The sequence below is a fragment of the Flavobacterium arcticum genome, assembly GCF_003344925.1.
Classification (GTDB): domain Bacteria; phylum Bacteroidota; class Bacteroidia; order Flavobacteriales; family Flavobacteriaceae; genus Flavobacterium; species Flavobacterium arcticum.
On the sequence record NZ_CP031188.1, the window covers coordinates 2936995 to 2957720 of the forward strand.

The 20726-nt window shown below is 31.5% G+C and carries 21 protein-coding genes and 1 tRNA gene; 7 read left to right on the top strand and 15 right to left on the bottom strand.

The window, feature by feature from the left end:
* Positions 1 to 69: 69 nt before the first annotated feature.
* From DVK85_RS13290 to DVK85_RS13310, 5 genes are all read right to left on the bottom strand, one after another.
* The gene (locus DVK85_RS13290) at positions 70 to 969 is read right to left on the bottom strand and encodes a site-specific tyrosine recombinase (RefSeq protein ID WP_114678907.1); all 900 of its coding nucleotides are present in this window, start codon (positions 967 to 969) and stop codon (positions 70 to 72) included.
* 13 nt (positions 970 to 982) lie between these two features.
* The gene (locus DVK85_RS13295; RefSeq protein WP_114678908.1) at positions 983 to 1918 is read right to left on the bottom strand and encodes a 1-phosphofructokinase family hexose kinase; all 936 of its coding nucleotides are present in this window, start codon (positions 1916 to 1918) and stop codon (positions 983 to 985) included.
* A 124-nt stretch (positions 1919 to 2042) separates the two neighbouring features.
* Positions 2043 to 2459 carry a type II 3-dehydroquinate dehydratase gene (gene aroQ, locus DVK85_RS13300; protein ID WP_114678909.1) on the bottom strand — a complete coding sequence of 139 codons (417 nt, stop codon included), beginning with the start codon at positions 2457 to 2459 and terminating at the stop codon, positions 2043 to 2045.
* Between the two features lie 79 nt (positions 2460 to 2538).
* Positions 2539 to 3075, bottom strand: a complete 537-nt coding sequence (locus DVK85_RS13305; protein WP_114678910.1) for a porin family protein — start codon at positions 3073 to 3075, stop codon at positions 2539 to 2541.
* A gap of 21 nt (positions 3076 to 3096) precedes the next feature.
* Positions 3097 to 3624 carry a porin family protein gene (locus DVK85_RS13310; protein ID WP_162845312.1) on the bottom strand — a complete coding sequence of 176 codons (528 nt, stop codon included), beginning with the start codon at positions 3622 to 3624 and terminating at the stop codon, positions 3097 to 3099.
* Between the two features lie 194 nt (positions 3625 to 3818).
* Here DVK85_RS13310 and DVK85_RS13315 point away from each other — a divergent pair, with 194 nt between their 5' ends.
* On the top strand, positions 3819 to 4382 hold the full coding sequence (locus tag DVK85_RS13315) for a porin family protein (RefSeq protein ID WP_114678912.1): 564 nt from the start codon (positions 3819 to 3821) through the stop codon (positions 4380 to 4382).
* A 710-nt stretch (positions 4383 to 5092) separates the two neighbouring features.
* On the opposite strand, the gene DVK85_RS13320 is transcribed toward DVK85_RS13315, so the two are convergent.
* The 3 genes from DVK85_RS13320 to DVK85_RS13330 form a co-directional block, all read right to left on the bottom strand.
* Positions 5093 to 6076: a BsuBI/PstI family type II restriction endonuclease gene (locus DVK85_RS13320; protein WP_114678913.1), complete on the bottom strand. Its 984-nt coding sequence runs from the start codon at positions 6074 to 6076 to the stop codon at positions 5093 to 5095.
* Positions 6077 to 6092: 16 nt separating this feature from the next.
* The gene (locus DVK85_RS13325) at positions 6093 to 7622 is read right to left on the bottom strand and encodes an Eco57I restriction-modification methylase domain-containing protein (protein ID WP_205431324.1); all 1530 of its coding nucleotides are present in this window, start codon (positions 7620 to 7622) and stop codon (positions 6093 to 6095) included.
* A 256-nt stretch (positions 7623 to 7878) separates the two neighbouring features.
* A tRNA-Met gene (locus DVK85_RS13330) sits at positions 7879 to 7952 on the bottom strand.
* 154 nt (positions 7953 to 8106) lie between these two features.
* Here DVK85_RS13330 and DVK85_RS13335 point away from each other — a divergent pair.
* Positions 8107 to 8499, top strand: coding sequence for an START-like domain-containing protein (locus DVK85_RS13335; protein WP_114679073.1), 393 nt, complete (start codon positions 8107 to 8109; stop codon positions 8497 to 8499).
* 53 nt (positions 8500 to 8552) lie between these two features.
* Entirely contained in the window at positions 8553 to 9398 is an 846-nt protein-coding gene (locus DVK85_RS13340) for an aminotransferase class IV (protein WP_114678914.1), read from the top strand.
* On the opposite strand, the gene DVK85_RS13345 is transcribed toward DVK85_RS13340, so the two are convergent.
* The 5 genes from DVK85_RS13345 to DVK85_RS13365 form a co-directional block, all read right to left on the bottom strand.
* On the bottom strand, positions 9390 to 9950 hold the full coding sequence (locus DVK85_RS13345; RefSeq protein WP_114678915.1) for a YqgE/AlgH family protein: 561 nt from the start codon (positions 9948 to 9950) through the stop codon (positions 9390 to 9392). The genes DVK85_RS13340 and DVK85_RS13345 overlap by 9 nt on opposite strands.
* A gap of 120 nt (positions 9951 to 10070) precedes the next feature.
* The gene (locus DVK85_RS13350) at positions 10071 to 10346 is read right to left on the bottom strand and encodes an HU family DNA-binding protein (protein WP_114678916.1); all 276 of its coding nucleotides are present in this window, start codon (positions 10344 to 10346) and stop codon (positions 10071 to 10073) included.
* A gap of 188 nt (positions 10347 to 10534) precedes the next feature.
* Positions 10535 to 11482 (bottom strand): methionyl-tRNA formyltransferase, encoded by a 948-nt coding sequence (gene fmt / locus DVK85_RS13355; protein ID WP_114678917.1) that lies wholly within the window; start codon positions 11480 to 11482, stop codon positions 10535 to 10537.
* Entirely contained in the window at positions 11482 to 13374 is a 1893-nt protein-coding gene (locus DVK85_RS13360) for a RecQ family ATP-dependent DNA helicase (protein ID WP_114678918.1), read from the bottom strand. Before DVK85_RS13360 ends, fmt begins: the two co-directional genes overlap by 1 nt.
* A gap of 5 nt (positions 13375 to 13379) precedes the next feature.
* Complete coding sequence (locus DVK85_RS13365; RefSeq protein WP_114678919.1) at positions 13380 to 13916, bottom strand: AAA family ATPase; 537 nt, start codon at positions 13914 to 13916, stop codon at positions 13380 to 13382.
* Between the two features lie 295 nt (positions 13917 to 14211).
* On the opposite strand from DVK85_RS13365, the gene DVK85_RS13370 reads away from it, so the two are divergent.
* Positions 14212 to 14451 (top strand): hypothetical protein, encoded by a 240-nt coding sequence (locus tag DVK85_RS13370; protein ID WP_114678920.1) that lies wholly within the window; start codon positions 14212 to 14214, stop codon positions 14449 to 14451.
* Positions 14452 to 14534: 83 nt separating this feature from the next.
* Here the strand turns inward: DVK85_RS13370 and DVK85_RS13375 are convergent, their stop codons facing one another.
* Positions 14535 to 14834, bottom strand: coding sequence for a hypothetical protein (locus DVK85_RS13375; RefSeq protein ID WP_114678921.1), 300 nt, complete (start codon positions 14832 to 14834; stop codon positions 14535 to 14537).
* Between the two features lie 740 nt (positions 14835 to 15574).
* On the opposite strand from DVK85_RS13375, the gene DVK85_RS13385 reads away from it, so the two are divergent.
* From DVK85_RS13385 to murA, 3 genes are read left to right on the top strand one after another with little or no spacing between them, the layout of a single operon-like run.
* Complete coding sequence (locus DVK85_RS13385) at positions 15575 to 15859, top strand: DUF493 family protein (RefSeq protein WP_114678923.1); 285 nt, start codon at positions 15575 to 15577, stop codon at positions 15857 to 15859.
* Between the two features lie 17 nt (positions 15860 to 15876).
* Positions 15877 to 16575: a DUF4290 domain-containing protein gene (locus DVK85_RS13390; protein ID WP_114678924.1), complete on the top strand. Its 699-nt coding sequence runs from the start codon at positions 15877 to 15879 to the stop codon at positions 16573 to 16575.
* Between the two features lie 14 nt (positions 16576 to 16589).
* Entirely contained in the window at positions 16590 to 17900 is a 1311-nt protein-coding gene (gene murA / locus DVK85_RS13395; protein WP_114678925.1) for a UDP-N-acetylglucosamine 1-carboxyvinyltransferase, read from the top strand.
* A gap of 78 nt (positions 17901 to 17978) precedes the next feature.
* On the opposite strand, the gene DVK85_RS13400 is transcribed toward murA, so the two are convergent.
* The gene (locus tag DVK85_RS13400; protein ID WP_114678926.1) at positions 17979 to 20456 is read right to left on the bottom strand and encodes a DUF5686 and carboxypeptidase regulatory-like domain-containing protein; all 2478 of its coding nucleotides are present in this window, start codon (positions 20454 to 20456) and stop codon (positions 17979 to 17981) included.
* Between the last annotated feature and the right edge of the window lie 270 nt (positions 20457 to 20726).

Consider the following 20726-nt stretch of genomic DNA (forward strand, 5'->3'; position numbering starts at 1 on the left):
TACACAAAAATAGGGTTAGTTTTAAAAAAAATAATTTTTTTTAGTATTTATCTGTCAAAATTCTTAAAATTATCGTCGTGGGTGGTATGTATTTATAATATTTCTAAGAAATTTTCGATCTAAATGCATATATATCTCTGTTGTTGTAATCGATTCATGCCCTAACATAAGTTGAATAGAACGTAAGTCGGCTCCGTTTTCTAATAAATGTGTTGCAAAAGAATGTCTAAATGTATGTGGACTTATTATTTTATTTAATTCAATTCTTTTAGCCAAATCTTTTATAATAGTAAATATCATAGCCCTTGTTAGTCCTTTACCGCGTCGGTTTAAAAACAAAGTATCTTCATGTCCTTTTTGTATATTCTGAAAAGTTCTTACACCATCTTTATATATGGTAATATATTTTTGAGTAAGATCATCTATAGGTACAAATCTTTGTTTATTTCCTTTTCCTGTAACCTTAATAAAGCCTTCCTCAAAAAACAAATCTGAAATTTTAAGCCCTATCAATTCAGATACTCGGAGTCCGCAACTATATAACGTTTCTAACATAGCTCTATTACGTTCTCCTTCATTACTAGCCAAATTTATAGCACTTATAAGTGCATCTATTTCGGCAGTAGAAAGTGTATCAGGTAGTTTACGCCCTATTTTAGGAACTTCTATAAGTTCTAAAGGGTTGTCTTTTCTATAATTTTCAAAAACGATATAACTAAAGAAACTTTTAAGCCCAGATATAAGTCTTGCACGAGAACGCGGATTCAACTCTGTCGCTACATGGTATATAAATTGTTGTATTGTCTCTTCATTTATATATACAGGAGAAACATCTATACTATTATCATCCATATACTTAACCAACCTATTGATATCAAATAAATAGTTTGTTATCGAATTATCTGATAATCCACGTTCTATTTTAAGATAGGATTTATAGTCTTTTATATATATCGACCAGTTTTTCATAGAAGTCTATCTACTACTTTTTAGATAACCATTGGTATAAACGCTCGGCATCTTCTTTGTTAAACAAGCTTGTACCTGGGTTCATTGTAGCTGCCGAGCCACAGGCAACCCCCATGCGTGCCATATTTAAAAAAGTGCTTCCTTGTGCTAACATAGCCACCATACCTGCAACCATACTGTCTCCTGCTCCCACTGTACTCATTTTTTTAACCGATGGTGCAGGTATATGTACACTATCATTTTTTGTTACTAAATAAGCGCCTTGTGCTCCCATAGATACCACTACAACCTCTGTCATACCTTTATTTATAAGCTGTCTTGCTGCTTGGGTTGCAGTTTCATTATCTAAATGCTCTATACCCGACAAGCGACTGAGCTCACCAATATTGGGTTTAAGTAAATACACGCCTTCTTCTAATGCTGTAAAAAGCGCGTCACCAGAGGTATCAAGTACTACTTTACTACCTTTATCTTTTGCAATCTTAACTATAGTTTTTATAAAATTTGGCGAAATACCTAGCGGTAAACTACCACTTATAACCATAATTTCAGGAAAAGGTTTTATTGCCTTAATTTTATCAAGTATAGTAGTTGTTTCATCAACGGTAACTGCTTCGCCAGGCATACCAAAACGGTACTGCTCATTAGTTAATGTGTCTACTACTATAAAGTTTTCACGTGTTTGGGCTACCACTGGTACAGGTAGTGTAGTTACATACTCTTGTTCTAACAATTGTTGTAATAAATCGCCAGTACATCCTCCTGAAGTAAAAAAAGCTGTTGTATTTATACCAAGCCTTACTAAACCACGGGAAACATTGATACCGCCACCTCCTGGTTCATATTTTGGCGGAGCACATCTTAATTTTTTTTCAGGTTTTATATTAGCTACACTACTACTTTTATCTACAGTTGGGTTAAGGGTTATAGTGAGTACATTGTTTATCATGATACTGTATTCATTTCCTGCTAATTTAGCATTAAAATTTACTTTAATATGTTGTGAAAAACTTAAATATAATAGAACTTAAATATAGTTTATATACTCTATATATAAATTATGATAATGAAGGTTAACCTATAAGCGACTGTATAGCTAAGTTATATCCTTTAAGACCAAAACCAATAATAACACCTCTGGCAACAGGTGATATATATGACTGATGCCTAAACGTTTCTCGCGAAAAAGTGTTAGATATATGCACTTCTACTACAGGGGTAGTTATCGCCTTAACAGCATCGGCAATGGCTACAGATGTATGAGTATATCCTCCTGCATTAAGTATAATACCATTGTATTTAAAGCCCACCTTTTGTATTTTATCTATTATTTCGCCTTCTATATTACTTTGATAGTATGATAATTCGACATCAGGATATTCTTCTTGTAATATTTTAAAATAATCGTGAAACGTTGTAGTACCATATACCTCTGGTTCTCTTTGTCCTAGTAGGTTAAGATTAGGACCGTTAATTATAATAATTTTCATTGGCAGTCTTTTTGTAAAAATACATAAAAAAGCCGACCTCATAAGGTCGGCTAATTATAAACCTAAAATATAAATGTGTTTAAAAGAAATATCCTACTGATAGCTGAAATACTGCATTTTTAGAATCTACATCTTCATAAACATCTGTAAGTCCTATTGTATATCGTGCTTGTACAAAAAGCCCAGCTATAAGTTTCAGCTCTACGCCACCTGCGGCTGCCATATCAAAACTTTTAGACTCTAACGCTTCCTCTGCTTCATCTATAAGAAATGAAAATTGAGGCCCTGCCATAAGGCTAAGTTTACTTGGCAATATATAATATTTTGCCATTACTGGTACTGATATATAATCTAAATTAATATCACGCACTGCACCTAGTTCATCTTTATATTCAGAGCCCTGAGAAGAAAACAAACCTTCTGCCTGTACCGAAAAAGTTGGTACAAGATTTAGCTCAAGCACTGCTCCTGCATGAAAACTAGTTATGCCATCACCATCAATATCTCCATTAAGGTTCGCAAAATTAGCACCTCCTTTTACACCGAAGTTAACACCTTGTGCTTGCATAGCAAAGCTAGTTGCTATTACTGCTACTAAAACTAATACTTTTTTCATATTTAAAAATTTAGTTGATTACTAAAACATATAACATAATGACAATTGTAATACTGAGTTTTTAAGCTCATACTTGTCTGAAACTTTAGTTGAACCAGCATTATACCTTGCTTGTGCGGCAAAATTATCGGCAAAGAAAAACTCTACACCACCTGCAAAGCCTAAATCGTAAGTACTACTTTCAAAAGTAGTAAAACTATCCGACTCACCAATAAGCAATCCTATTTGTGGTCCTGCATGTATATTAAACGAATCTGTAAAATATAGTTTAAGCATTACAGGTAAAGTTACATAATTCAGCTTATAAGTTTCATCTTTTGTTTTTGCCCCTTGTACAGAGTATAAAAACTCAGGCTGAACAGATAAAGCATCCATCAAGTGCATCTCTGCAACCATTCCTACATGAAAACTAGTTAAAACATTAAAATCATCAGCATCATTACCATTAAAATTAGCAAAATTTAAACCAGCTTTTATTCCAAATGCTTGAGCTTTTACAGTAGTATAGCTACACATAAATACAAAAGCGACAAGTAATAGTTTTTTCATAAATGATAAGTTATTGTTATATAGCACAAAAATAGTATAAATTACCATACAAAAAGAGTCGAAACTAGTACAGTATATTTATTTCGTCTAATGTTTACTTATTATTAAATTTAAAAAAATCACCAATACTAGGTATTTTTAATAAAATAAAAAAAAGTACATTTGTTATTCCTAACAACAAATTAATTTACAAAATGAAAAAATTATTACTTTCGGCTGCGGCCGTAATGGCGTTTAGCTTTGCTACGCAAGCTCAAGAAGTTAAGTTTGGTGCAAAAGCAGGTTTAAACATTGCTGACTTTGGTGGTGATGCGGAAACTGATGGTTCAAGAACTGGATTACACGTTGGTGCTATTGCAGAAATTAAATTAACTGAGACATTCTCTGTTCAGCCAGAACTTCTTTACTCTATGCAAGGTGCAAAAGGAAAAGAACTTGGAGTAGAATATGATCTTAAATTTGATTACATTAACATTCCTATTATGGCTAAATACTATCTTATGGAAGGTTTAAGTATCGAAGCAGGGCCACAAGTAGGTTTCCTTATGAGTGCTAAAGCAGAAGATGAAGACGTTAAAGATGGTTATAAAGGTGTTGACTTTGCTTTAAACGGAGGTGTTGCTTACGATTTACCAATGGGTGTTTTCTTCCAAGCAAGATATAGTGCTGGTCTTAACAATATTTATGATGGAGAAGGTAGCGACGATTACAAAACAACTAACAATGTAATTTCGCTTTCTGTTGGTTATAAATTCTAATTTACAACCTTAGGTCACCTTAAAATAAGTTGACAGATTAATATAAATTTCCCGATTGTATTTTGCAGTCGGGTTTTTTATTATCTAAAATTAAACTCAAACCCAAGAAAATATATAATAAAAAAAGCCTGTATTGCTACAGGCTTTCCATCCAACTAAAAAATTACTATAATAACTTTCGTTATTATGGTGCAAATTTATTACATAATAGAAATCATTATTTAACAAATAGACTTACACCCCATTAGTTCCGACGAACGGTAGTAAAGTATCGATAAACTGTATTCTTGATCTATAATACAATTGTTTATTTAAGTGCAACCGACAAGTAATCGTAAGAAAAACACTTAATGAGGAAATAAGAATAAATCTAATAAACGATGTTTTATGACTTGAAAAATATCTTTTAAAAATGTATAGAAGAGCTAAAAAAATAAAATCCCGTAACCAACAGTATTTACTATTTGTTACGGGATTACCTGTAGCGAAGACGGGAGTTGAACCCGTGACCTCAGGGTTATGAATTTTAAACCATCATAAACCAAAAAAATAAATCACTTAAAATCAACGAATTAAAAAGCAATGATTTTTAATTTTTACATAAAATATGTTCAAAAAATTGTTCACTAAAATTTGCAAACTATTTTAAATCTATCTCTAAGTATCCATTCATATATTTAGAACTTGGAAAAATATGGGTTAATAATTTATTACCCCTTTTTATGTGGACCTAAAAATCTATCTCCATTAAAATGTATCATATGGCTGGGATTATCAGCAATCCATACTTCTGTCTCCCAAGCAATGTCAGCTGCATATTTCCTAAAAGTATTTTGATTCGGAAAAGCAGTTACATATACCAATCCTGCTTTACATTCTTTAAATGCTACTTCTAATTCTACCCAACGTTTTGGAGAAATCGGTCCATGACTAGTAACTGCTTCAATTAAAAATAGCCAATTATTTTTTTCATCATAAACAATAACATCAGGTAATTTATCATGGGACATAGGAGAAACATTTAACGATTTTAAATACTCAGTTTCTAATAGCATATACTTCCCTTTTTCTTCTCTACTACTAGCTGTGTCACCTATATATAATATATGACCATCTGACCCAATAAATCGTGAACAAAATTCATAAATAATATCAGCATGAAGTTTGTTATGCTCACCTGGAGATAATTCGAATACACGACCATCTGGTGTTTTGATAGGGATCATATGTATCTCTCTAGTACGTTTATACTGCTCTGTTAATTCAGTAACTGAATTTTTATATTCGAGTATTTTTTTTTCCCAATTCCCTTTAGGATATTCGACTAAAATATTTATAACTTCTTTATTTAGAGAATAATTATTGTCTTTACTATTTGTAGCACGAGCTGGATTATCCCTATTCCTATCAATTATTCTAGCTTGCTCAAACTGATGTAAAGTTTGACGCCTTATTGTTTCTCTACTGTTTGGTTTATAATCCATCCCATATTCATTTCGAATGAATTCCATAATCGTAACAGTGGGTAATAAAGGAGATTTTGCTTCAGCCCAATTATCATTTGGTTTGATATCTGCTAATGCTAAGAACACCCATGCTGAACGATTATTACATTGAGCTTTTGGAAGTCCTAATTTTTCTAATAATTCTTTCGCAAGGGTTAGTTTTACAGTTTGTTCTTCAGTGAATTGCATAATTTATTGTTGGTGTTTAAAAATTAATTGCAAGTATAGAGTTTACAATTTCATCTAATTCTTTTTGGTTGTCAATTTGTGATTTTTCAATTTGACCACCTATTTGTTGGATTTGTTTCCTAGAAGGAAACATCATAACCCTAACTTCAGTGGCGTTAACTTGTGTATTCCCTGATATACACCTAAAATACTTATCCATAAAAGTTGAATTGAAAAGAGCTGATACCCCAAAGGCTTCTGTTTGAGAAAGAGTTTCTCCTATCAATCCAATATAATTAGTTTTATTTCCAAACCCAATATATTTATAATTCTTATCTGTTTGCAAATGAATACTTGCAACTAATCTTCGTTTTTCATCTTTAGATGAAAAACGCTTTAATATAACATAGTTTGAATTAATGATAGTATGTTTTTCGTGATTTTTATTAAGAATAAAAGAAACATCTTTTTTATGATTACCATCCCAAGAGATTTTCATTGGGGTTATATTATGAGGTCGGTATAAGGGAACTGAATTTGCCTCTACCTTGGGACTTATAATAAAATCCTTAGTTCTATGTTCAACAACTTTACCTGTCGATATGAAATAGCCTGCTTTAGAGAAAGTGTTTGGCAGACTTTCTGCTATTTTTAGAATAGCTGCTTCTTGATCATTTTCTGGTATTCGAATTAGTTTTAAATTATTTGCTGTATAAATAATGGTACTCGACGAGTATTGTCTTTCTTCTGCAGATTCAATTTTTAAATCACAATCACTAGAACGTATTGTAATTTTATTAGATTGATTTCTTTTAACGAAAGAACAAATAATATTTTCTTGTAAAACTTTATTCTCATCATTTTGAAAAATTTTATTCCTATGTCTAAATATATGAATTAAGCTTAAAGAAACTTTAGATAATAGAAAACCTCTAAGACCTTTAAAATATAATCCATTTGTAAAACTTCTTGGCGTAATAGTAATCAATTGTCCATTTACATTCATACAATTTACAACCACAGCCATAAATGAAGCATAGATGTTTGGGTCACCATCATATAAATCAGCTACAGCACGTGCATATGGGGAAGTTTTCAAATTGTATTTAAAATAAGGAGGATTAATCACAGAAATGTCAAAAGGTTCAATGTCTTTATTTTTATCAGGTCTCGAAAGAATGAAATCTTCAGAAATAATTTCATACGAAAATTTTTTTCCGTTTTCTCTAAATTCGTTATAAATGCTATCCATTGATATTTTTATTTTGTCAAAAATATCTTTGTCAATTTCATATAAAACAGCATGAACACTCTCACACCCTTTTTCTAGACAATATAGAGAAGCAGAGGCTGTTAATATACCTAAACCAGCCCCCGCATCTAATATTCTGATACATTTTTTATTAGGTATATTCACAAGAGATGCCATATATTTCGCGATAACCGATCCAGTAAAATATTGTCCAGTTGCTTTTCTTTCCTTTACCGATTTTGAGTACGAATAATCCTTTTGTAAAGATAAGATATTATTAATAGGAGATTCTTTTTCAATTTGTACTAAACCCATAATCCCTTTTTTTTGGTAAAAATAAGTAACGTTTTAAAAAAATGATAATATATTCTAGAGTAAGAAATAAATGTAGTCTTAAAAAATCACTTAGAAGTATTATTATTATTATGATCTTTTAAGGTCAAAAAATTACTTTTTTTAGTATCAATTATGTTCAAAAATATGTTCAAATTATAATAGATTGAACATATTTATTATAAAAAAAACGGTTTTAAATTGCTTTAAAACCGTTTGTATCAATAACTTACTTTTGTAGCGAAGACGGGAGTTGAACCCGTGACCTCAGGGTTATGAATCCTGCGCTCTAACCAACTGAGCTACCTCGCCTTTTTTTGTCTAACATTGTTATTACTCCAATGCGGGTGCAAATATATAATTTTATTTATACCCTGCAAACATATTTTTTTGAAAAAATTATTTTAACTAAATGTTTTTTTTTAACTGTTTATTATTCTATATTTCGCGAAAATTTGATAGACCGATGGACGAAAAAATAAAATATGAACTCGAAATCCCGATAACCTCATCGCCACAGCTTTTATACCAATACATATCAACACCATCAGGGTTATCAGAATGGTTTGCTGATAATGTTAACTCTAGAGGAGAATTTTTCACCTTTATATGGGATGACTCTGAAGAAAAAGCTAGAATGTCTTCTAAAAAAACTGGAGAAAAAATTAAGTTTAGATGGGTAGATGACGATAATAAAGATACTGAGTATTATTTTGAGTTAAGAATATTAGTCGATGAAATTACAAAAGATGTATCGATAATGGTTGTAGACTTTGCTTATGAAGATGATTTGGAAGAAGCTAAGCAATTATGGGAAAATCAAATATCTGACCTTAAACATGTTTTAGGTTCTGTTTAGGATATCAGTACGATTACAGTTATATTTGCCCTATTAAAAAATAGGGCTTTTTTATGATAAGTTATAACGGCAACTTAGTAGCACAATCAGACATCACTATACATCAAAATAGAGCATTTTTATATGGAGATGCTATTTTTGAAACCTTAAAAGTACTTGATGGAAAAGTATTATTTATAGAAGACCATTATTTTAGACTAATGGCATCTATGCGTATAGTCAGAATGGAAATACCTATGTACTTTACTATGGAGTATATGGAGCAAAAGGTAGTAGAGTTAGTTAATAGTTTAAATCTAAATGCCTCTGCTCGTGCACGACTTACATTTTTTAGAAAACCCGGAGGATATTACTTACCTACAGATAACAATACCGAGTTTATTATAACAGCCGATACATTAGACACCCCTATATATCATTTTTCAGATACAGTATATGAAGTAGATCTTTTTAAAGACTTTTATGTAACCAAACAATTACTATCTTCTTTAAAAACGGTTAATAAAATGGTGCAAATTACAGGAAGTATTTTTGCTAACGAAAATGGATTAAATAACTGCCTGCTTTTAAATGACGATAAAAACGTAGTAGAAGCACTACAAGGCAACTTGTTTATGTTAATGGACAATAAACTAATAACACCACCAGTAGTAGATGGCTGTCTTAATGGTATTATGAGAAAACAAGTTTTAGCAATAGCCAAAAAGCACGAAGGAATTATAGTTGAAGAAGCATCTATATCACCTTTTGATCTTCAAAAAGCCGATGAATTATTTATTACTAACGTAATTGTAGGCATACAACCCATTACTAAATATAGAAAAAAAGAATACAATAATCATTTAGCTTTAGGTATTCTTAAAAAACTAAATGCTCAAATAAGATTAGGATTAGTTTAAGGTAGGATTTTCAGGCGCATTAGACCATATTAAATACTCACCGCCTAGCTCCATTATTTTTTCTTTCCAAAAAGAAGCACTCGATTTTCCTATAATTTTATTTTGGTAACTATTTTCAGCTACTATCCATGAATCATCTTCAAGCTCATCCTCCAGTTGATGTGCCTCCCAGCCTGTATAACCTAAAAAGAAGCGAATATTGTTCTTTTTTATCTTTCCTTTATTAATTAGCTCTTTAGTAGACTCAAAATCTCCCCCCCAATAAATACCATTAGATATTTCAATACTATTAGGTATAAGCTCTGGTATGTTATGTATAAAATACAGATTGTCTTGTTCTACAGGACCTCCATTATAAATTTTAAACTCCCCGCTTACTTCAGGAATAAGATCTTGTATAGTAAAACCTAAGGGTTTATTCAAAATAAATCCTACAGCGCCCTCCGTATTATGATCGGCTAACAATACCACAGACCTGTTAAATGACAGATCTCCTATGGTCGAAGGCTCTGCAATAAGCAAGTGCCCTTTTTTTGGTTTTAGTGAAATCATAGTCGCTCAATTTGAATTAAATTTAGTTAAAAAAAATAGACATCCAAAATAAATTTATAAAGTTTTATAAAAAAAGCCTCTCGATAAGAGAGGCTTTATATACTTTGCTAATTGATATGATTATTTATTAACAGCACCATCAAGCTCAGCACCTGGCTTAAACTTAACAACATTTTTAGCAGCAATCTGAATAGTAGCACCTGTTTGTGGATTCCTTCCTTCTCTAGCTGCTCTGTTAGTTACAGACCAAGAACCGAAACCTACTAGAGATACTCTTTTACCTTGGTTTAACGCATCGCCTACATTACCTATGAATGACTCTAATGCTTTCTTTGCTGCACCTTTTGATATTCCTGCGTCTGCAGCCATCGCGTCGATTAATTCTGATTTGTTCATAATAATTGTTATTAATTGTTTGGTTTAAAAATAATGCTTTTATATATCCTGTCCTACAAATTTAGCAGGAAATCTATATCATGCAAGTGTTTTATATCTATTTCAATTTAATTGTTAATAACTTTTATTAAAATGTTAACAAACAGTCTTGGAAATTATAATTTTTCGTTAACACTTGTGTTTACTGACTATTTTGCTATAGCATCTTTAGTAAACTTCATACCGTTTAGCAAATTACCTGCTGTCATTTTTTTCTTACCTGGAAATTGCAAATCAAGCAATACAATATATCCATCAGCAACACTTACCTTAATTTCTTTTTTATCAATTATAAGTTTACCTACTTCAATATCATGATTTTCTTTTATGAATAGAGCATTATATATCTTTACATTCCATTCTTGTTCATTATCATTAATAAAAGTCCATGCTGCAGGATACGGACTTAGTCCTCTTATAAGATTATAAATAGCTTGCCCTGGCTTAGCCCAGTCTATTTTACAATTTTCTTTATTTAATTTATAAGCCGTTTTTATATCTGCATCTGTAGGTTGTATAGTCGTTTCTGTTTGTCCGTTCGCAATAAGAGTAAGTGTTTTTAGAACCGCATCAACACCTAGCAGCATAAGTCTATCATGTAGTTCTCCTGCCACCTCAGTAGGAACTATAGCCGTTTCTTCTTTTAATATAATAGCACCTGTATCAATCTTATCATCTATAAAAAAAGTGGTTACTCCTGTTGTTTTTTCACCATTAATAATAGCCCAGTTAATAGGAGCAGCCCCTCTATATTGAGGCAATAATGATGCATGTAGGTTAAATGTACCTAACTTTGGCATTTTCCATACTTGAGCTGGTAACATACGAAAAGCCACTACTACCTGTAAGTTTGCTTTTAAACTTTCAAGCTCTTTTAAAAAATTTTCATCTTTTAAATTTGTAGGTTGTAAAAGCTTTAAGTTCTTTTCGAGAGCATACTCTTTAACAGCAGAGTGTTTTACTTTTTGCCCTCTACCAGCAGGACGATCAGGGGCTGTTATAACCCCAACAATATCATAGTTATTTTGATATATAGCATCTAAAATTCCTACCGCAAATTCGGGAGTCCCCATAAAAACAATTCGTAAACGTTCCATTACTTTATAATGTATTGGTTATTTGTATTTAATTTAATCTTTTCATTTTCTAGCAAAAGTTGTAAAACATATATAGTTTCCTGTGATGAAAGTTCAAGTTTTTGCTCTATCTCACGCGAATTGCAAGAACCTTTTTCTAACAGTTGTAATACTGATTGTGCTAGATCAATAATATTTCTCGACTTTTTATTTTTAGTTATACAATAAGAACAAATACCACAATCTTTACTTTTTTCCTCGTCAAAATAATCGAGTAGTAAACGACTCTTACACCTATTAGTATTTGTTGCATAATGCACTATTGTCTCAAATTGCTGTAATTTTATTTTGTTTTGTTGTTCTAAAAAAACCGCAACACGATTAATAGTCAAATCATCTTCTCTAATCTCATTAAAAGTAAGACTACTATCAGCTCCTTTACTAGTATAGCTAATAATTCCTTTTTGTTGTAAACGCTGCATTAAGGCTAAAAGTTCCTGTTCACTAGTTTTTGCCTTCCTTGTTATAAGATTAGTATTAATAGCTGTTTCCATATCAAATATACCTGCATAATTTCTTAAAATAGCAAGAACCATCTCCTCATCTGCAGGATTAAGGCTTGTATAACGCAATACTTCTTTACTTGACACCAGAAACTGAAGTGTAATACTTTCTGAAAATTGTTTAGATAATGTAATGATACTTTGCCTATCTAAAAACTGAAGCGCATTATATGTTTTTACAACAGAAAATTTATATTGCCAGCAAAAGGCATTAAGGTTAAAAGGGAAAGTTTGCCCTATACCTTCACCATAGGCTATTTGTAAATAACTATTTAATCGAGAATATACATTTTTTAAAAACTTTCTATCTGGCAAGACTTCTATAAACTGATTTTGAGTAACTACAATATCCGACTTATTTATAAGCAATATAGCAAATGATTTTTCGCCGTTTCGCCCTACTCTACCTGCTTCCTGATAATAGTTTTCTGGATTTTCTGGAAGTTGTATATGAATAACTGTTTTCACATTAACCTTATCTATCCCCATACCAAAAGCATTAGTAGCTACTATTACTTGCACTTTTTCTTGCATCCAAGCCTTCATATTGGCTTCTTTTTCTTTTTCTCTAAGCCCGCCATGATAATAAGTCGCTTTATACCCTAACGATTGGAGTTGTTGCGAAACATCGTGACACGACTTTCTATTACGAACATATATAATAGAGGGTTCAGGATTTTTAGTGAGTATTTGTTGTAAACGATGTAGTTTGTCTTCGGTTTCAAAAACCATGTAGGCTATATTCTCTCTAAAGAATGATTTTTTATATACAATAGGGGTTTCTAATCCTAAATTTGTTACAATATCATCTTGCACTCTTTTTGTAGCCGATGCTGTTAGGGCTAGAAAAGGAACATAGGGCAAATGTTTTTTTAATTCAGATATTTTTAAATACGCTGGTCTAAAATCATGCCCCCATTGCGACACACAATGCGCTTCATCTATAGCAACAAGATTTATATGCAATTCTTTTATACGTTCTATGATCCAATCGGCTTGTAACCTCTCAGGCGAAACATACAGAAATTTATAATCTCCAAATTTACAATTATCTAATTGATCGCTTATAGCATCGGGAGACAAGCCTCCTGTTAACGCAATAGCTTTAATACCACGTTGAGACAAATTAGCAACCTGATCTTTCATTAAAGCTATAAGAGGAGATACCACTAAACAAATCCCCGGTTTTATTAATGCAGGTATTTGAAAGCATATAGATTTTCCTCCACCTGTAGGCATTAAAGCAAAAGTATCTTTTCCTTCGAGTACCGATTGGATTATTTCTCCCTGCGGATCGCGAAAGTTATCATGCTGCCAGTACTTTTTTAGAATCTCAAGAGGTTGTTGCATATAAATTATGAAAGATGCTCCAATATAAAAAGAATTCTGTTATCTAGAGTATCTTTTGGAACTTCTATTAATTGATAACCATAACTTTTATATGTTTCTTGCAAATGAGTAGCAATCAATTCTGCTTGCTCATAGCTTTCATAACGAGCTTCATCGGCGGTATATATTTCGCGCCAAGGCGGTAAAAAGAATATTTTAGTATATCTATATTCTTTACAAACATCATCAAAAAAAGACGGATAAGCATCGCCAATGTAATGCATATAAGCCAAAACATCGGGCAACCCTCTATCTATAAATACGATATCACTTTCATCATTAACAGCAGAGGTATACTGCTTTTTTCTACCTTCGAGTAGAAGTTCACTAAAAAGCAACGGCTTTTCTAAAAACAGTTGTTCTATACCTTGTTTACGCGCCTCGAGGGTAACTTCACGTGAAATTTCAGGATAGCAAGTATGTCCTTTTTTTTCAAGATACTCTATAAGACTCGTTTTCCCAGAGCCTGGTCCGCCAATTATTATTATTATTTCTTTAGCCACAATTTTTATATAAGGAGCAAATTTACTTAAACCTATTTTATAATAAAAGTGTTATATACAATAGAATAAATATGGAATAAAATCATTCAATTTTTTTATACCTATATGCATCATAGACGTTAGGCTATAGTAATTTTAAAAACTACACTTTAAATATATATCTAATACCTAATCAAACACTTATACACAAAACAAATAACAATTCATTTATTAATTGTTAACCTAAAAAAAATATACAAATATTTTTTTATACTAAATATATACATATATTTGTTTTAGAAATAAACCCAAAAGTATGAGAAAGTTATTTTTAAATTTGTATGTTTTTATTTTCCTAATAGCAAGTGATTATACCTTGTTTGCTCAACCAAGTGATCAGGATGGTACTGGTGACGGAGATGGTGGTGTAGAAGATGGTGGTGACCCTGTAGCACCAATTAACGGTAAAATTATAGTACTAGCAATTGTAGCTATTAGTTTTGCTTATTATTACTTTTCGAAAAGAAGAGAAGAAAAACAACTTACTTCAAACTAATTTCTATAATTGAAGCTATAAGTACTAAAAAAAGGGTTTTATAAAACCCTTTTTTTAGTACTTATAGCTTAGTATTCGATTTTTTAATCTGCAAATCGTTCAAGAATACTATACTCATTACTCAACTCAATGTAGTAACAACCATTAGGCACCTCTACATCCAATTCGGATATTTCATATTCTGAATAACCTCTTTGTTTCAACTCTTTACTAGTATTCATAATTGCGGGCTCATCGCCTACATAATACAAATCATCATCAGAGTGAATAATTTCAGATATAGTACCTGAAATACCATAATCCATAGCGTTATAGTGCAACTCTTTTTCAAGCTCATCATCAGATAGCTTGTTTACCCAAGATTTAAGATCTTTTAATTTCATTAGCTAATAAAGTTAATTTTTAGGGAGCGGGGGCTCATTAAAATAATGCTGCAAATATAATTAATATAATAGTAATCTAATACAATATTAAAACAAATCTGCACAACAAAAAACAGTAACATTCAGATTGTGAGTATATAGTATTTTTTTAAATCAAAAAAACCAACATCTAATTAAAACACTATACTAGAACCAAACCCTTGCTTAATTCATTACGGCATAAATTTTGATTAAAAAATATTCAATTATGAATATGAAAAAAATTGACTACAAACATATTGCCTTCCATACTATAGTTGCTTTTTATTTCATCTGGTTTATTATTTTTGTCATTCTAAATAGTATGGCATTAATAAACGCTTTTGGAGTAATTAATACTATCCTAAACAATATATTAACTACACTTATTTTATTAAACTTTTTTATGGGTGTAGCTCTTTTCTTTGTATTCAAATTATTTCAGAACAAATCAGTATTAGATAAAATTATACGATATAGCTTTATTATTGCATCTGTCCTATCTATAATTACCATTTTAACCCTAAAGTTTAAAACATAATAAAATCGTCAATTACAGTTACAAATTATAAAAATAATAAACAGCAATAAACTTAAATTATAAAGTGACATCTTTAATAAATAGCAGCACGACTTATTTTTTTCAGTAAAAATAGTATGCTAATTGGTTTTTTAGGGAAGTTACTATGTAAAGCGTATATTTGCCTATAATTTACTTATACATGGACAACAAAAGTGAAGAATTTTACAAAAGGCTAAAACAAGAATTATCAGATTCAACAATTTGGCCATCAGAATATTTATTTAAATTTATCGTTCCAACAAATCCTGAAAAGATATTAAAAGTAGAGAATACTTTTAACGGAATGGGAGCTGTTATAAAAACTACTAAATCTAAAAACGAAAAATATACCAGTATCTCTATAAATGTAAAAATGGTAAGCGCACAATCTGTAATAGATAAGTATATAGAACTTTCAGAGATTGAAGGTATAATCTCACTATAATTTTTTCAAAAACTAATATGCAATATACACCGGAAGAAGCAGTAAACTCATTAGAGTATAATTCCGAAAGGACTCACTTAATAATACCCGAGTATGGAAGGCACTTGCAAAAACTAATTGACCAAGCCGCGGCCATAGAGGACAAAGAAGAACGAAACAAAGCTGCAAAATATATAATATCAGTAATGGGTAACCTCAACCCTCATCTACGCGATGTACCTGATTTTCAGCACAAACTTTGGGATCAAATATTTATAATGTCTGACTTCAATCTGGATGTAGATTCACCCTACCCTATTCCTTCTAAAGAAATGTTAGAAGAAAAGCCTGAAAGGCTTGCCTACCCTCAAAATTTCCCTAAGTATCGTTTTTATGGCAACAATATTAAATACATGATAGATGTAGCCAATAAATGGGAAGACGGAGAGCTTAAAAACGCACTTATTATGGTTATAGCTAACCATATGAAAAAATCATTTTTAAGCTGGAACAAAGACACTGTTAAAGATGATGTTATCTTTCAACATCTGTTAGAATTATCAGGAGGAAAAATAGATCTTTTAAAAAGCGAAGAAGAGCTTTCTACCTCTTCTGATTTAATGAAGGTAAATAAAAAGCTAAGTAATAAAACACAGTTTGGCACTATAAAACCTAAATCTCATCGATCTAACTCTGGTGGAAAAAATAACCAAAATAATAAAAACAGAAAATCCTAATTCTTTAAAACAACATGGGAACATTTAAAATTGAAGGAGGGCTACAGCTACATGGCGAAATTACACCGCAGGGAGCAAAAAATGAAGCATTACAGGTATTATGTGCTGTATTACTAACTCCTGAGAAAGTAACTATAACCAATATACCCGATATAATTGATGTTAATAAGCTTATAGCATTACTAAGTAACCTTGGTGTAAAAGTAGAAAAACTGGCACACGGTTCTTATACTTTTCAAGCCAAAGATGTTAATATAAAACATCTTGAATCAGAGGCTTTTAAAGAAGAAGGTAAAGCATTGAGAGGTTCTATTATGTTGGTTGGTCCCTTACTTGCACGTTTTGGTAAAGGGTATATCCCTAAGCCTGGAGGCGACAAAATTGGGCGAAGAAGACTAGACACACACTTTGAAGGATTTATAAATCTAGGTGCTACATTCCGTTATAATAAAGAAGATTCTTTTTACGGAGTAGAAGCTGAAAGACTTAAGGGTACTTATATGCTTCTAGACGAAGCATCTGTTACAGGAACTGCTAACATTGTTATGGCTGCTGTACTTGCCGAAGGTAAAACTTCTATATATAATGCTGCTTGTGAGCCTTACTTGCAACAATTATGCAAAATGCTTAACAGCATGGGAGCTAAAATTACAGGTATAGGTTCTAATCTATTACATATAGAAGGTGTAGAAAAGCTTGGTGGTTGCGAGCACAGAATATTACCTGATATGATTGAAATAGGTAGCTGGATAGGTCTTGCTGCCATGACCCAGAGTGAAATAACTATTAAAAATGTAAGTTGGGATAACCTTGGTGTTATACCAAATACATTTAGAAAATTAGGGATTACACTAGAACGTAGAGGCGATGATATATTTATCCCTAAACATCCTGACGGTTATGAAATACAAAATTATATAGATGGTTCTATACTTACTATATCCGATGCACCTTGGCCTGGTTTTACTCCTGATCTTTTGAGCATTATATTAGTAATAGCCACACAAGCAAGAGGAAGTGTCCTGATACATCAAAAAATGTTTGAAAGTCGCCTTTTCTTTACAGATAGGCTGATAGATATGGGAGCAAAAATTATATTATGCGACCCACACAGAGCAACTGTAATAGGTCATGATTTTAAATCACAACTAAAAGGTGTTAAAATGTCCTCGCCAGATATACGTGCAGGAGTTTCGCTACTCATAGCAGCACTTTCGGCTAAAGGAACAAGTATTATACAAAACAGTGAACAAATAGACAGAGGGTACGAAAGAATTGATGAAAGACTTAAAGCTCTTGGTGCTAAAATTGAAAGAATAGATTAATATACTATTTCATATAAATAAAAAAAGGATGCTATATATCAGCATCCTTTTTTATTATATAATACTATTTAACATACATTAAAGTATATCTAAAAATTTAAGTCCGAAAATAACACCATCAGTCTGGAAACCATTTTGATAAGAACGAACATAATCAATACGCAACATTTTAAATTTGCCAAAACCTACATTATCAAAACCTGCAGTAAACTCACTATATGGTTTATAATCCGGTGTCGAAATTTGGTGATATCCCACTACAAGATTCCATTGCAATTTATTTAATAACGGAATTTTGTTCATTATATATCCTTTAAAGTTATGCTCTGCGTGTAGCTCCATATATTCATCATTAGTACTATGACTATAATAAGGTAGTAAATTAAAAACATTCAAATAGCTTTGTCCGCCTCCCACATGAGTTTGGTTACCATTAAAATGTTTATAGTCGATAAATGCTATATTATCAGCATTAAAAAACTTACCTCCTTTTATATTAATGCCAAAATTACCTTTATTACCTAACGTTGTGTTATAAGTAACACGCCCAGCAACAAAATCATACTCATAATTACTTTCGCTACCCGCAAAACCTTTTTCATACATTACCGAAAATGAAGGATAGTTGCGACTGCTTATAGGTATTTTACCATCAGGACGGGTTATATATTTTTGACCAAATCTCATATTCGCCACAATACTTGCTTTCATTAAATGATGTTTCTCAAAAGTAGGTACGTCTACCTCTGGCGCTAATGGATTATTAGAAGTGTAACTGTCACTATCTTTTATTAAAACATAATCAGTATGATTCGTTAAGGCTCTTCTTCTAGTATACTCTGTAGTAGCCAGTACATTTAGCCCTGTAATTATCTCCTGTTGGTATTGTGCTTTAGCAAAAGTATTATCATACAGCTTCATGTAGTTGTCCTTAAAAAACAATGTACTAACCGTATTTATAAATTTACTTATAGGTTTTGCTTCATTATATTGTTCAGCTACATTACCTCCTGTTAAATAAAGAGTAGCATTATTAGTCCTATTAAAGCGATGAGTAAAACGCCCTAAAACACGTAGTCTATCTTCGGCTAAACCATACTCAAAATTTGTACCTAAGTAGGTTGACTTCCCTGTATCTTCATCATACTTCGTAAAAGAAAGGTTTGTATTAAGGTTCCATCCTTGTACAGTATTAAAGCCAATATTAGAAAGACCTAATAAACCATCGTAGCTTATACGCCATTTTTTAAATGAATTGCGATAGGTATAACCCGATAGAATATCGAACACACCAAACTTATTATTCTTTTGATCTGTAGAATCAAGATAGGTTTGCGAGGTGTGCAGTGTTTGTATGCTATCTTTCTTTACATAGTCAACAACTTCTTCTTCTGTAAGCGGTACAGGTCGCATTTCATTCCAATATATGGAATCTTTTTTATTAGAGTCTTTCTCTATATACACAACCTCTTTACCAAAAGTGCCTTTATCAAAACTATCATGAAATACATAGTTAGTATATACATGAGTAAACTTGCCTGTAAAGGTTATACCAAATAACCCTGCTTTAAAATCTAGTGTTTGCGAATTTTTAGCCCATATTCTATTTTTAGTATTGTAACTAAAGTTTTGTTTTAAGTTTAGAGTTTCCATTATAGGTTGCTGTACTCTATATCCTTTTATATCAAAATCTACAGCCGAAATAGCCCAACTATCTTCTACGATATAAATATAACCTTCAACTACAGGTTCTTTATCTCGGCGCGGTATTACTTTTATTTTATTTATCTGCGTTTCGTTTTCGTCAAAAAAACTACCTTCAAAAGAAAACTTATAATAATTAAAAGCGTTATCTGCTAAGGGCGACACCATATTGATACCAAACTTTACATAATTATCATAAAAATTATAAGAAGTACCTAATGCGGTGTTATAACTAAAACCATTATCATTACCGCTTATTTTAGAAGCAATTATACGCTCTTTAAGATTATTAGGTTGCTCAAATGTAATTTTAGATACCGTTTCTGATAGGTATATAATACCACTTCCTGTACTATCTAGCATACTTTCCTCTTCATCTTCTACCTTTATGCCCATTATCTTTTTAGGAACATCCTTTACTCTAAAAATACCTTTAGAGTAAAAGTCAGCTTCAAACCGTCCTGTTTTAGCAGAGTTTTCTTTCTTATTAGCAATAGCACTTCTAATTATAGCAATGGCAGGATTTTCTTTATTAGAAATCACCACTTCATCTAGCTGATATGTTTCATCTTGCAAAGTAATATTAAGCAAGTACGGAAAAGTTTTTATATCAATACTCTTTCTCTTAGTTTTATAACCTATAGACTGAAAAAGCAGTGTATAATTACCTGTTTTTTTTATATTTAGCTCATACTCCCCATTTTCGTTAGCAGTAGTACCAGTATAGGTGTCTTCTACTGTTATACTTACAAAAGGTATAGATTGACCATCGGAAGAGGTTACTTTACCTTTAATTTGTGAATGTACTGTAACTCCCAGCAACAGTAATAATACGGTAATAACTTTATGCATTTATATATTGTTAAGTATTGGTTATTGTAGGTATAGACGAAGTAAGTTAACAAAAGGTTGTATCACTTTCTAGGTTAGAACGTAATTTATAACTTCTTCTTACAAGAAAAAACAAATTATTATATTTAAATCCTCTAAAACACCAATTATGGGCGATTTCATTTTCGAAATAATAATCGAAGTCTTAATAACTACAGTAGTATATCCTGGTGCACTTTTACATTGGCTTATCTTAAAAAAGAAAACTTCATTTAAAAATATTGTAAAAAA

What these genes read in the sequence shown, in the direction of transcription:
- DVK85_RS13290 (WP_114678907.1), bottom strand. Translation starts at nt 969, where the DNA reads ATGAAAAACTGGTCGATATATATAAAAGACTATAAATCCTATCTTAAA.
- DVK85_RS13295 (WP_114678908.1), bottom strand. Translation starts at nt 1,918, where the DNA reads ATGATAAACAATGTACTCACTATAACCCTTAACCCAACTGTAGATAAA.
- aroQ (WP_114678909.1), bottom strand. Translation starts at nt 2,459, where the DNA reads ATGAAAATTATTATAATTAACGGTCCTAATCTTAACCTACTAGGACAA.
- DVK85_RS13305 (WP_114678910.1), bottom strand. Translation starts at nt 3,075, where the DNA reads ATGAAAAAAGTATTAGTTTTAGTAGCAGTAATAGCAACTAGCTTTGCT.
- DVK85_RS13310 (WP_162845312.1), bottom strand. Translation starts at nt 3,624, where the DNA reads ATGAAAAAACTATTACTTGTCGCTTTTGTATTTATGTGTAGCTATACT.
- DVK85_RS13315 (WP_114678912.1), top strand. Translation starts at nt 3,819, where the DNA reads ATGAAAAAATTATTACTTTCGGCTGCGGCCGTAATGGCGTTTAGCTTT.
- DVK85_RS13320 (WP_114678913.1), bottom strand. Translation starts at nt 6,076, where the DNA reads ATGCAATTCACTGAAGAACAAACTGTAAAACTAACCCTTGCGAAAGAA.
- DVK85_RS13325 (WP_205431324.1), bottom strand. Translation starts at nt 7,622, where the DNA reads ATGGGTTTAGTACAAATTGAAAAAGAATCTCCTATTAATAATATCTTA.
- DVK85_RS13335 (WP_114679073.1), top strand. Translation starts at nt 8,107, where the DNA reads ATGGACGAAAAAATAAAATATGAACTCGAAATCCCGATAACCTCATCG.
- DVK85_RS13340 (WP_114678914.1), top strand. Translation starts at nt 8,553, where the DNA reads ATGATAAGTTATAACGGCAACTTAGTAGCACAATCAGACATCACTATA.
- DVK85_RS13345 (WP_114678915.1), bottom strand. Translation starts at nt 9,950, where the DNA reads ATGATTTCACTAAAACCAAAAAAAGGGCACTTGCTTATTGCAGAGCCT.
- DVK85_RS13350 (WP_114678916.1), bottom strand. Translation starts at nt 10,346, where the DNA reads ATGAACAAATCAGAATTAATCGACGCGATGGCTGCAGACGCAGGAATA.
- fmt (WP_114678917.1), bottom strand. Translation starts at nt 11,482, where the DNA reads ATGGAACGTTTACGAATTGTTTTTATGGGGACTCCCGAATTTGCGGTA.
- DVK85_RS13360 (WP_114678918.1), bottom strand. Translation starts at nt 13,374, where the DNA reads ATGCAACAACCTCTTGAGATTCTAAAAAAGTACTGGCAGCATGATAAC.
- DVK85_RS13370 (WP_114678920.1), top strand. Translation starts at nt 14,212, where the DNA reads ATGAGAAAGTTATTTTTAAATTTGTATGTTTTTATTTTCCTAATAGCA.
- DVK85_RS13375 (WP_114678921.1), bottom strand. Translation starts at nt 14,834, where the DNA reads ATGAAATTAAAAGATCTTAAATCTTGGGTAAACAAGCTATCTGATGAT.
- DVK85_RS13385 (WP_114678923.1), top strand. Translation starts at nt 15,575, where the DNA reads ATGGACAACAAAAGTGAAGAATTTTACAAAAGGCTAAAACAAGAATTA.
- DVK85_RS13390 (WP_114678924.1), top strand. Translation starts at nt 15,877, where the DNA reads ATGCAATATACACCGGAAGAAGCAGTAAACTCATTAGAGTATAATTCC.
- murA (WP_114678925.1), top strand. Translation starts at nt 16,590, where the DNA reads ATGGGAACATTTAAAATTGAAGGAGGGCTACAGCTACATGGCGAAATT.
- DVK85_RS13400 (WP_114678926.1), bottom strand. Translation starts at nt 20,456, where the DNA reads ATGCATAAAGTTATTACCGTATTATTACTGTTGCTGGGAGTTACAGTA.